This is a genomic window from Mesorhizobium sp. WSM4307 (assembly GCF_007003945.1).
Taxonomy (GTDB): domain Bacteria; phylum Pseudomonadota; class Alphaproteobacteria; order Rhizobiales; family Rhizobiaceae; genus Mesorhizobium.
Genome location: NZ_VFTB01000017.1, coordinates 51448 through 63465, shown reverse-complemented (window position 1 = coordinate 63465; position 12018 = coordinate 51448). Strand labels below are relative to the sequence as shown.

The 12018-nt window shown below is 62.5% G+C and carries 9 protein-coding genes; all 9 read right to left on the bottom strand.

All coding sequences use genetic code 11. The features are described 5' to 3' along the window. Window positions 1-195 precede the first annotated feature (195 nt). Window positions 196-924 (bottom strand): haloacid dehalogenase type II, encoded by a 729-nt coding sequence (locus FJV83_RS32155; protein ID WP_142886816.1) that lies wholly within the window; start codon window positions 922-924, stop codon window positions 196-198. A gap of 80 nt (window positions 925-1004) precedes the next feature. After that, complete coding sequence (locus tag FJV83_RS32150) at window positions 1005-1757, bottom strand: AraC family transcriptional regulator (protein WP_142877004.1); 753 nt, start codon at window positions 1755-1757, stop codon at window positions 1005-1007. 575 nt (window positions 1758-2332) lie between these two features. Then, window positions 2333-2593, bottom strand: a complete 261-nt coding sequence (locus FJV83_RS32145; protein ID WP_095772329.1) for a DUF2312 domain-containing protein — start codon at window positions 2591-2593, stop codon at window positions 2333-2335. Between the two features lie 159 nt (window positions 2594-2752). Further along, window positions 2753-6211: a pyruvate carboxylase gene (pyc, locus tag FJV83_RS32140; protein ID WP_142886815.1), complete on the bottom strand. Its 3459-nt coding sequence runs from the start codon at window positions 6209-6211 to the stop codon at window positions 2753-2755. Between the two features lie 293 nt (window positions 6212-6504). Continuing rightward, the gene (locus FJV83_RS32135) at window positions 6505-7620 is read right to left on the bottom strand and encodes a branched-chain amino acid ABC transporter substrate-binding protein (RefSeq protein ID WP_095772013.1); all 1116 of its coding nucleotides are present in this window, start codon (window positions 7618-7620) and stop codon (window positions 6505-6507) included. A 137-nt stretch (window positions 7621-7757) separates the two neighbouring features. After that, window positions 7758-8105 carry a DUF6867 family protein gene (locus FJV83_RS32130; RefSeq protein WP_142886814.1) on the bottom strand — a complete coding sequence of 116 codons (348 nt, stop codon included), beginning with the start codon at window positions 8103-8105 and terminating at the stop codon, window positions 7758-7760. A gap of 110 nt (window positions 8106-8215) precedes the next feature. After that, window positions 8216-8944: an ABC transporter ATP-binding protein gene (locus tag FJV83_RS32125; RefSeq protein WP_095772012.1), complete on the bottom strand. Its 729-nt coding sequence runs from the start codon at window positions 8942-8944 to the stop codon at window positions 8216-8218. Continuing rightward, complete coding sequence (locus FJV83_RS32120) at window positions 8944-10419, bottom strand: ATP-binding cassette domain-containing protein (RefSeq protein WP_095789924.1); 1476 nt, start codon at window positions 10417-10419, stop codon at window positions 8944-8946. The genes FJV83_RS32125 and FJV83_RS32120 overlap by 1 nt, the downstream gene beginning before the upstream one ends. Next, entirely contained in the window at window positions 10419-12014 is a 1596-nt protein-coding gene (gene livM / locus FJV83_RS32115; protein WP_095789925.1) for a high-affinity branched-chain amino acid ABC transporter permease LivM, read from the bottom strand. The genes FJV83_RS32120 and livM overlap by 1 nt, the downstream gene beginning before the upstream one ends. Window positions 12015-12018 lie beyond the last annotated feature (4 nt).

The window sequence follows — 12018 nt, the reverse complement described above, 5'->3', positions numbered from 1 at the left end:
CCGAGGCTGTTTCGAAATTCGTTCTGGCGAGTCATATGATGGCGTTTTGAGAACGTAGCGTAGCGGACATTTGGGTCCGCACGCAACGCAGGCGCAGAAAACGCCAGGACAGCCAATGCGGCAGACGCCGCATTTGGTCGCGGCCGAGGACGGCGTGTACCGTCAGATCTCGTCGCCCGTATCTGGCGAACGGGATCAATGCTTCTCCTTCGCTGCGCGATGCATAGCGGCAAAGTCTGCCAAGGTTGGAAAATGACCTCCGACCTTCGGCTGGGCAAGAGGCCGCTTCGTTGCACCTGACCCCTCCATCCCAAACCTGCGGTCGATCCAAACGCTGGCGAGCCCGATGCTCTCTGCCGGCGCATGATCATGAAACAGACTCTGGGCCACATGAAGGACTTCGTCCTGCTGAATGCCCAGATCCTGCTTCAGCCTGCCGAACAGGAAACGGAAGTTGCCCAGATCCGGCTTGTAGCTGCCTATGTCTTCCGCCGTGTAAACGGCATCGAAGCTCACACCGAGCTTGCGGTTTGAAGCCGCGAAACTCTGGCCGTCGACATTGGACAATACGACCAAACGGAAATGCTGTTTCAGATAGGCCAGCGCCTCCCTGGAATCCGGAAAGGCGGGCCAATCGGGCACCGAGGTGCCGAAACGTTCATGCAGATCAGCCTGCGCGGTGATCTCCCAATGTCGAGCCAGCCTTGCGTGCACTGCCGCCAACAGTGTTCTGTAGTGCAAGGAAGGAGTCTCGGCTTCCTGCCGCGTCTCTATTTCCCCATAGGTTTCCAACGCTTCGTTTCGGCTGATTTCGCGATTTGCCATGCTCAAAAGCGGCTGAAGCGCGTTCCAGATGCCGGTTTCCCAGTCGATGAGCGTGCCATAGACATCGAATGTCAGCGCTTTGAAACGAGTCAAATCCATATCGGTGATCCTCACACACGCGTAATTTCCGTATCCGTAGCGCCGCGCGAGGCCGATATCTCGGCAAAACCTTCCGGATTTTAGGCTTTTCCTCCCGTTCTTCCGAGCAGATTTCGGCGAATTTCGGCCGGGGTTGAGTTTCGCTCCCGCCGCATTGCGCGCGTCAAGGCGCTCTGGTCAGAGTGACCACTGAAAATCGCGATATCCGCGATGGAAAGGCGCGGATCGGCAAGCAGCCGTTCAGCCGCATCGAGGCGCATCGCAACCAAATGCGCGTGCGGCGTGGTCGCGCGCCGTCTGGTGAAGGCTTCATGCAGACGGGTTGGGCTCATCCCTGCCGCTTCCGCGATATCCGCAATGCGGATTGGGTCGGCAAGCTTTCGTTGCATGAACGCCGTGGCTCTTCTGACAGCAAGCTCTGCTCGATCCGGACGATCCCTTGCAGGAGCGATGCGATCCAGCAGCAATGTAGACCAGGCGTGTCGAAGCGAGGCGGAAAGCTCCTGCGATGTCGCCAGCACCGCCATGTAGTCGATCAGGCCGTGAACCTCCCGGCCGATCGCAAAAAATGCGGGTATGTCTTCATCCGGCTCCCGGATGCCGAGGCGGGACGGCAGGTCGAGTACGACGAAAGAGCCCGTTTGTTTGGCGTAGAACGCGTGCTGGCAACCGGCAGAAACAAAGACGCCAGTGCTGCCCGAAACCCGTCCTGAACGGTGCCCCAGATCGATTTCGAGTGCTCCGGAAACCGGTAGGACCACTTGGGGATAGTCATGCTGGTGCCTCTCGACCTCCCCGGAATATCTTCGGATTTCAACGACGGTCTCGTTCATCGACAAGTCCTGCGTAAGCGTGGGCATCGCTCTCGGTGATGCGACGCCGCCGAAGACGGTTCGTTTGGATTTAAACCCCGTGTGCTGAACGACCAGTCTTTTGTGGAGAACATCCCTCGGCTCCGTTGTAGCGGAGCACAGCGCCGGCGCGAAGAGCGTTTATCCGCGCACAACTTTCAAGACTTGCTCACAGTCCGCGAGGCCAACGGCCTTGGTGTTCTCGGTTGGCAGGGAAAACTTTGCGGCAGGTGACCACTGAGCTGCAGGCGACCAAGCATGTCTCCCGAAAGTGGGCACCGGTTTCGGGATAAAGACATGCGTAAAATCAAAACCTAAAGCGCATGGAGCGAACCCGAAGGATCGCGACGCGCTTTAAGCAGCGGTCCAAATTTAGATGCGCTCCGCCCTCGATATGCCGATCCGAAATCGAGGGGCCTCGGCTTCACGCGGCGGCCAGGATCGATTTCGTCATCCTGAGCCGCCCGGCCTGCTCATGTGACGCCACCGCCATCGCTGGCCGAGGCGCGGCGGCCGCCGACGTCAAACCACTCATGGCCGGTTTGCGGCCACGCGCCTTACACCATGCCGAGCGCGGCCATGTACAGATCGAGGATCGCATCCTCTTCCTGGCGCTCGGCCTGGTCCTTCTTGCGCAGGCGGATGATGGTGCGCATCGCCTTGGTGTCGAAGCCGGTGCCCTTGGCCTCGGCGAACACTTCCTTGATGTCGTCGGCGATCGTCTTCTTCTCTTCCTCGAGCCGCTCGATGCGCTCGATGAAGGCACGCAGCTGGCCGGCGGCAACAGTCTGGCTGGTCTCGGTGATATCGTCGGCCATGTTTTTCTCCAAAAGGGTTCGGCGCCGCGACTCGGCGAAAGACGGCGGCAAATTTGAGCCGGTTCGATGCCCGACCGGCGGCGGCGGGTCAAGCCGTTATCGAACAAGGCATGGGGGCTGCCGACAGAAGCCGACAGCCTGCCCGCCCTTTGCCGCTTCTCAAGCGAAGGCGATCAGCAGATCCTTGGCATCGATCTGGTCGCCGGCCTTGACCAGCACCTCGGCGACGGTGCCGTCGCGCTCGGCATGCAGCGCCGTTTCCATCTTCATCGCCTCGATGGAGAGCAGCACGTCGCCGGCCTTCACCGCCTGGCCGGTGGCGACCGAAAGCGCGGAGACCACGCCCGGCATGGGCGCGCCGACATGCGCCTCGTTGCCAGGCTCGGCCTTGCGGCGCGCCTTGGCGGCGGAGGCGCCATGCGCCCGGTCCGGCACCTTCACGCGCCGCGGCTGGCCGTTGAGCTCGAAGAACACGGTGACCAAGCCCTTCTCGTCGACATCGCCGATGGCGAGGCACCGCACGACCAGCGTCTTGCCCTTCTCGATGTCGATGAAGATCTCGTCTTCGGACTTCATGCCGTAAAAATAGGTCGGCGTCGGCAGGACGCTGACCGGGCCGTAGGTCTCTTGCGCGCCGGCGAAGTCGGTGAACACCTTCGGATACATCAGCCAGGAGGCGAACTCGTATTCCGAGAGCTTGCGCTCGAGCTTCTCCTCGATCTCCTTGCGGCTGGCCTTGAGATCGGCGGGCTTCAGCAGCGAGCCGGGCCGCGCCGTGATCGGCCTGTCGCCTTTCAGCGCCTTCTTCTGCAGCGCCGCCGGCCAACCGCCGGGCGACTGGCCGAGATCGCCGCGCAGCATCGAGACGACCGAGTCAGGGAAGGCGATATCCCTGGCCGGGTTCTCGACATCGGCGACGGTGAGGTCCTGGCTGACCATCATCAGAGCCATGTCGCCGACGACCTTGGATGACGGTGTCACCTTGACGATGTCGCCGAACATCAGATTGACGTCATGATAGGTCTGCGCCACCTCGTGCCAGCGCGTTTCCAGCCCGAGCGAGCGCGCCTGTTCCTTGAGGTTGGTGAACTGTCCGCCCGGCATTTCATGCAGATAGACTTCCGAGGCCGGCCCCTTGAGATCGCTTTCGAAGGCGGCGTACTGGTTGCGCACCGCTTCCCAGTAGAACGAGATCTTGCGGATCCATTGCGGGTCGAGGCCGGGGTCGCGCTCGGTGCCCTTCAGCGCCTCGACGATCGAGCCCAGGCAAGGCTGCGACGTGTTGCCGGAGAAGGCATCCATCGCCGCGTCTATGGCGTCGACGCCACTCTCCACCGCCGCCAGCACGGTCGCCGCCGACAGGCCAGACGTGTCGTGGGTGTGGAAATGGATCGGCAGGTCGGTCGCCTCGCGCAGCGCCCTGAACAGCACGCGGGCGGCGGCCGGCTTCAACAGGCCCGCCATGTCCTTGACGGCGATGATATGGGCGCCGGCGGCCTGCAATTCCCCGGCCAGGCCGACATAGTATTTCAGATCGTATTTGGCCCGCGCCGGATCGAGAATGTCGCCGGTGTAGCACATCGCCGCTTCGATCAGCTTGCCTTCGGCCCCGACCGCGTCCATGGCGACGCGCATGTTCTCGACCCAGTTCAGGCAATCGAAGACGCGGAACAGGTCGATACCGCCGGCAGCCGCCTGCTTGACGAAATGCTGCACGACATTGTCGGGATAGTTGGTGTAGCCGACGCCGTTGGCGCCGCGCAGCAGCATTTGCAGCAACAGGTTGGGCGCCGCCTCGCGCACCAGCGACAGCCGCTCCCAAGGATCCTCGGTGAGGAAGCGCATGGCGACGTCGAAGGTCGCGCCGCCCCAGCATTCGAGCGACAGAAGCTGCGGCAGGGCGCGGGCATAGGTGCCGGCAATATTGGCAATGTCATGCGTGCGCATGCGTGTCGCCAGCAGCGACTGGTGGCCGTCGCGCATCGTCGTGTCGGTGACCAGAACTTGCCTTTGCTCGCGCATCCAGCCGGCGAATCTCTCAGGACCGAGCACGTCCAGCTTCTGCTTGCTGCCGCCCGGCACATTGCCATTGAGGTAGGGCACCACCGGTGCCGCCGCATCGGCTTTCGGCATCGGCCGGCCGCGCGTCTCGGGGTGGCCGTTGACGCTGACATCGGCCAGATAGTTGAGCAGCTTGGTCGCGCGGTCCTGCCGCTTGACCTGCTGGAACAGTTCCGGCGTCGTATCGATGAACTTCGTCGTATAGGAATTGTCGGCGAAGCTCGGGTGGTTGATGATCGCTTCGAGGAAGGTGAGGTTGGTGGCGACGCCGCGGATGCGGAATTCGCGAAGCGCCCGGTTCATGCGGGCAATCGTCTCGGCCGGCGTCGGTGCCCACGCCGTCACCTTCTCCAGCAGCGGATCGTAGAAGCGAGTGATGACCGCGCCGGAATAGGCAGTGCCGCCATCCAGCCGGATGCCGAAGCCGGTGGCGCCGCGGTAGGCGGTGATGCGGCCATAGTCCGGAATGAAATTGTGCTCGGGATCCTCGGTGGTGATGCGGCACTGCAAGGCGTGGCCGTTGAGCCTGATGTCCTTCTGCGCCGGCACGCCCGATTGCGGTGTGCCGATGGCGAAGCCGTCGAGGATGTGGATCTGCGCCTTGACGATGTCGATGCCGGTCACCTGTTCGGTGACGGTATGCTCGACCTGGATGCGCGGGTTGACCTCGATGAAATAGAATTTTCCGGTATCGGCATCCTGCAGGAACTCGACCGTGCCGGCGCCGATATAACTGGTCTCGCGCGCGATCTTCAGCGCGTGGCCGCAAAGCTCCTCGCGCTGCGCCATTTCGAGATAGGGCGCCGGCGCCCGCTCGACGACCTTCTGGTTGCGACGCTGGATCGAGCAGTCGCGCTCGAACAGGTGCACGGCATTGCCATGCGTGTCGCCAAGCACCTGCACCTCGACGTGGCGGGCGCGCTCGATCAGCTTTTCGAGATAGACCTCGTCCTTGCCGAAGGCGGCCTTCGCCTCGCGCTTGCCTTCCGTGACCTCACGGGCGAGATCGGCCTCGGAACGGATGGCGCGCATGCCGCGCCCACCGCCGCCCCACGAGGCCTTCAGCATCACCGGATAGCCGATCTCCTTGGCCAGTTTCTTGACCGCCTCCATATCGTCCGGCAACGGATCGGTGGCGGGAATGACCGGCACGCCGACCTCAATGGCGAGATTGCGCGCCGCGACCTTGTTGCCGAGACGGCGCATCGTGTCCGGCTTCGGCCCGATGAAGGTGATGCCCGCTTGCGCGCAGGCTTCGGCGAATTCGGGGCTTTCGGACAGGAGCCCATAGCCGGGATGGATGGCATCGGCGCCGGAAAGCCTGGCGACGCGGATCACCTCCTCGATCGACAGATAGCTCTCGATCGGCCCCATATCCTTGGCAAGATGCGGACCACGCCCGACCTGGTAGCTCTCGTCGGCCTTGAAGCGGTGCAACGAATATTTGTCTTCCTCGGCCCAGATCGCCACGGTTTTGAGGCCCAACTCATTGGCCGCGCGAAAGACGCGGATGGCGATTTCTGACCGGTTGGCGACGAGGATCTTCGTGATGGCCAAGGACTGGGCTCCAGCAGCGGCAGGGACGGGAAATCGGTGCAATGATTAGCGTGAAAATGCTGCAGTGCAAACAAAATCAACGCCGGTTTAAACCGATTTAAATCAATTATCCGGCCAACACTCGCATGCCTTGGCCCGAACGGACGGAACAATGACGACAATTTCGATCCTGGATGCGATCTCTCCGCCTGAGAGGTGCCGGCAAGAAAGATCATCGCCGACCCGAACGCACCAAAAGAAAATGCCCGGCGCGTCGCGCCGGGCATCTTGGATTTCAGACCTGCCAGAGCAGCTTATTTCGGGAACCAGGAATACTTGCCGTCGTCCTTCTTCTTCCACTCGTACATGATGTAGCCCGGCAGCTTCGGGTCGCCCTTGGCGTCATAGGCAAGATCGCCCAGCACGGTCGGGAACGGGCCGCTTTCATGCATCGCCTTGGCGACGGCCTGCGGGTCGTTCGTCTTGGCGGCAGCGGCCGCCTCGGCGACCACCTGCACGGCGGCGTAGGCGTAGAGCGTGTAGGCTTCCGGCTCGAAGCCCTGCGCGCGGAACTTCTCGACGAGTTCCTTGTTGGCCGGGATCAGGCGCGGATCGGGTCCGAACGTGTTGAGCGTGCCGGCGACGGCGTCGCCCGCGATCGCGGCGAGTTCGTCCGTCACGATGCCGTCACCCGACATCATCGGCGCCTTGAGGCCCTGGTCCGCCGACTGGCGGATGATCAGGCCGGCTTCGGTATGCAGGCCGCCCCAGTAGATCAGGGTGACGCCGGCTTCCTTCATCTTGGCGATGAGCGCCGAGAAGTCCTTGTCGCCGACATTGACGCCTTCATACATCACTTCCTTGACGCCCGCGGCGTTCATCGCCTTCTTGGTTTCATCGGCGAGGCCCTGGCCATAAGGGGTCTTGTCGTGCACGACGGCGACCTTGGCATCCTTGAAGTTCGCGGCGATGTAGGCGCCGGCGATGCTGCCCTGCTGATCGTCGCGTCCGCAGGTGCGGAACACGTTCCACAGACCGCGCTCGGTGAACTTCGGGTTGGTCGCGGCCGGCGTGATTTCGACGATGTTGTTTTCGGCGTAGACTTCCGAGGCCGGGATCGAGACGCCCGAGTTGAAGTGGCCGATCACGAACTTGACGCCGTCGCCGACGAACTTGTTGGCGACCGAGATGCCTTGCTTCGGATCGGAGACGTCGTCGCCGACTTCGAGCTTGATCTGCTCGCCGTTGATGCCGCCCTTGGCATTGATCTCGGCGACCGCCGCCTCTGCGCCCTTCTGCAGCTGTGCGCCGAAGGCCGCATTCGGACCGGTGATCGGACCGGCAACGCCGAACATTACATCAGCCCACGCGTTGCCGCCGAACGCGACAAGCGCGGTCAGGGCGACGGCGGACAAAAGTGACTTTTTCATTTAAACGCTCCCATTAACGGAGTGGGCGTGGATGAAGCTTTCATGCGATGCCCACCCTTATCGCAGAAAGCATAGTTTGCCGATTTTCAGGCACTTGTCACGCCGATTCATCCCTGACCCGGCGTTAATGATGAACGTCAACCTTTCGGTTTCCAGCTCAAGATTGAAGCTCTTTCGTAGAGCCAATTATACTGTGTGACCATCTGGTTGGTTCGTGTGTATTGATAGCCGACGAAGCCCAATATCATCAGCACGACGGTGTCGACGATATAGTACTGCAGCGAGAACATCGTGCCGTCGAACAGCGCGTGATGGATGAAGCGGATGCCGATGCCGAGACCCAGCAGATAGGCGAAAAGCTGGATGAAGGAGCGCCATGTCTGGGCGCTGGCCTTGCCAGTCATCCAGGCCGCCCAGCCGCCGAGCAGACAGGTGACGAAGAAGAACTGCCAGATCGAGGGTTCCTCATAGAGAATGCCCTGCATGATGAAGTCTCCCTAGCATGATCCCGAAAAGTTGCAGACTTTTCGGACAAGGATCATGCGACAAACAAACAAGTTGGAGCGGGATACCGGATGCACATTCCGCTCCAAACTCAGTGATGTCCGCCTTCGAGATAGGCGGCGCGCACTTCCGGATTGGCGAGCAGTTCCTTGCCGGTGCCGCTCATCGTCACATTGCCGTTGACCATGACGTAGCCGCGCGTGGCGAGCTTCAGCGCGCCGAACGCGTTCTGCTCGACCAGGAACACGGTCAGCCCTTGCGTGCGGTTCAGCTCGCGGATGGCATCGAAGATCTGCTTGACGATCAGTGGCGCCAGGCCCAGCGACGGCTCGTCGAGCAGAAGCAGCTTCGGCCGCGCCATCAGCGCGCGTCCAATCGACAGCATCTGCTGCTCGCCGCCCGACAGCGTGCCGCCGCGCTGCGCGATGCGCTCCTTGAGCCGAGGGAACAGCGCGAACACCTTCTCGACGTCCTCGTCATAGTGTTTGAGGTTGTCGAGGCTGGCGCCCATCTGCAGGTTTTCCATCACCGTCATGCGCGGGAAGATGCGCCGGCCTTCGGGTGACTGGGCGATGCGCATGCGGGCGATCTCGTGCGTCGGCAACTGGGTGATGTCGGTGCCGGCGAAGGTGATGGTCCCCGTGCGGGCGCGGGGAGCGCCGAAAATGGTCATCATCAGCGTCGATTTGCCGGCGCCGTTGGCGCCGATCAGCGCCACGATCTCGCCCTCCTTGACGGTGACATCGACGCCGTTCAGCGCCCGGATGTTGCCGTAATAGGTCTCCACGCCCTTGATATCGAGCAGCGTTGTCCTGGCCATTATTTGCCCCCTCCACGCTTGCCCGACACAGGCTTGGCCGCACCGGTAGTCTTGGCGGAAGCATGGCTGGTCGCCACCTTGCCGGCGTCGACGCGGCGCGAGAATTCCGTGTCTTTGCCCTGACCGAGCAGCTTGGCCTGCTTGACCCATTCCTCGCGCGCAATGCGTCCGTCAAAGGCGAGATAGGCTTCGGCAGCCTCGACATCGGCCTTCTTCCAGGCGCCGATCTGGTCGAAGTGGAAGATGCCGTGCTCGTTGAGCTTCTTCTCGTTGACCGTGCCGATGCCCTTGATGCGGGTCAGGTTGTCGGCCTTGCCGCCACGAGGGGCGGCGAGGCGGTTGGAAATGCCTTCGGCCTTTGCCGCGGGCGCCTTGGCGGCCGTTTTCTTCGGTGCCGCTTTCGCCGCCGGCTTGGCCGGCGCGGCCGGTTTTGCGACGGGTTTACTCGCCACGGTAGCCGCGCGGGCATCGACCTGTGCCGCCTTCGAGGCGCCTTTCGACACCGTGACGCGCTCGCCATCGCTGTGTCCGACGGTGTCGGTCACGGGTCCGGCCAGGTATGACGACGATGTCCCCGGGCCATGTGCGGCATCCGGCCCAATGTCGAGCTGCTCGATGACGTCCTCGTCGCCGACCTCGGTCAGCACGGTCTCGACCTCCTCGTCGTCGACGCCGAGATAGGCGGCGATGACGCGTGGATCGGTGCGCACCGACTGCGGATTGCCGTCGGAGATCTTGCGGCCATACTCCAGCACCACGACATGGTCGGAAATCTGCATGACCACCGACATGTCGTGCTCGATCAGCAGGATCGAGGTGCCGGTGTTGTTCTTGATGTCCATCAAGAGCTCGTTGAGTGCCGCCGATTCCTTCGGGTTGAGGCCGGCCGCCGGCTCGTCGAGGCACAGAAGTTCCGGACCCGTGCACATGGCACGCGCGATCTCGAGGCGCCGCTGCGCGCCATAGGGCAGATCGCCGGCCGGATCGTCGGCGCGATCGACGAGATCGGCCTTCTCCAGCCAATGCCTGGCCAGGTCCATCGACTCTGCCGATGCCTTGCGGTAACCGCTGAAGCCGAACAGGCCGAGCACCGTATAGCCCGAGGCCTTCATCAGCTTGTTGTGCTGGGCAACCAGAAGGTTCTCCAGCAGCGTCATGCCCGAGAACAGGCGGATGTTCTGGAAGGTGCGCGCCACCTTGGCGCGCGCCGGGATCTCATGGTTGGGCAGCCGTTCCAAGAGATAGGTCGAGCCGTCGGAACGGTTGAGCGTGATCATGCCTTCGGACGGCTTGTAGAAGCCGGTGATGCAGTTGAACACGGTGGTCTTGCCGGCGCCGTTAGGCCCGATCAGCGCCGTGATCTCGCCGCGTCTGGCTGTGAAGGAGAGGTCGCCGATGGCGACCAGCCCGCCGAACTTCATCGACAGATGTTCGACCTGCAGGATGGCGTCGTTCATTTGCGTGGTCGCGTTCATCAGCCGTGGCCCTCCTTGGTGAAGGAGCTTGAGACAGCCCTTCGCTCTTTGAGGAAGGCGGTCGGTTCACGACTGCCGACGAAGCCGCGCGGCTTCCACAGCATGACGATGACCATGGCCATGCCGAACAGAAGCATGCGGTAGAGTTCGGGGGTGAAGTCCGGCCCGAAGATCTGCTTGAGGAAATCGAGTTCGCGCAGCGCCTCGGTGCCGCCGATCATCACCATCGCGGCGACCGCGATGCCGACCAGCGAGCCCATGCCGCCGAGAACGACGATGGCGAGGATGATGGCCGATTCCAGGAAAACGAAGGATTCCGGGCTGACGAAGCCTTGCCGCGCGGCGAAGAACGAGCCGGCGAAGCCACCGAACATGGCGCCGGTGGCGAAGGCGGTCAGCTTGGTGGTGGTGGTGTTGATGCCGAGCGAGCGGCAGGCGATCTCGTCCTCACGCAAGGCTTCCCAGGCGCGGCCGACCGGCAGACGGCGCAGCCTGATGGTGACGAAGGCGGTAAGCAGGCACAGGCCGAGGATCAGATAGTAGAGGAAGATCTTGTAGTAGGCGCTCGATGTCGCCAGATGCAGAACCTTGGCAATGTAGTTGGGGTCCGACACGTTGAAGGTCATCAGGCCGAAGAAGGAAACCTTGGGAATGCCGGAGATACCGGCCGACCCGTTGGTGACGTCGCGCCAGTTGATCAGCACCAGGCGGATGATCTCGCCGAAGGCGAGCGTCACGATCGCCAGATAATCGCCGCGCAGGCGCAGCACGGGGAAGCCGAGCAGCACCCCCCACAGGGCGGCCATGCAGCCCGCAGCCGGCAGCAGGATCCAGAACGACAGGCCGTAATGCGTGGCAAGAAGCGCATAGGCATAGGCGCCAAGTGCATAAAAGGCGACGTAACCGAGGTCGAGCAGGCCGGCGAGGCCAACGACGATGTTCAGTCCCCAGGCCAGCATCACATAGATCAGGATCTGGATGCCGAAATTGTCGACCCATTTCAGCGAGCCCTGCAGCCCTCCAGCAATCGACCACGCGTTCAGCGACAGCACCGCGACCACGAGGATCGGGTACAGCACCAGCGCGGTGATGCCCAATTTGGTGAAGTTGGCATGGATGAAGGCGCGGAAGTAGTAGATCACGCAAGCCAGCAGATAGATGACCGCCAGGGCGCGCAGGAATTGCAGATAGCCGGCCGGTTCTGCTCCCACCCATCCGGCGAGGGAGCTGTTGAACACGAACAGCAGCACCGCCGCGACGACAGCCACGATGAAGGCCGGCAGCGTGAAGAACCGTGACCCCACGCTGGCCGGCAACAGACCGGTGGCGACGTTGGCGATCTTTTGGTTGGCCATGAAGGGCTGGCCATAGGCGACATAGAGGAAACGGCCGACGGCCGTGGCGATCACCACGGCGGCGAGCAGGCCCCAGCGCTGAGTCAGGACCAGTTCATTGGACATGTTCTGACCGGTCTTCAGCCCGATGAACAGCACGAACAGGCCAAGCGCGATGGCGCCGGCATAGAACGCTTCCTTAAGCGCGCGTTGGGTGGGGGTGGCGACGCTGTCGCTCTCGCGAGATACGGTCACGGCCATGATC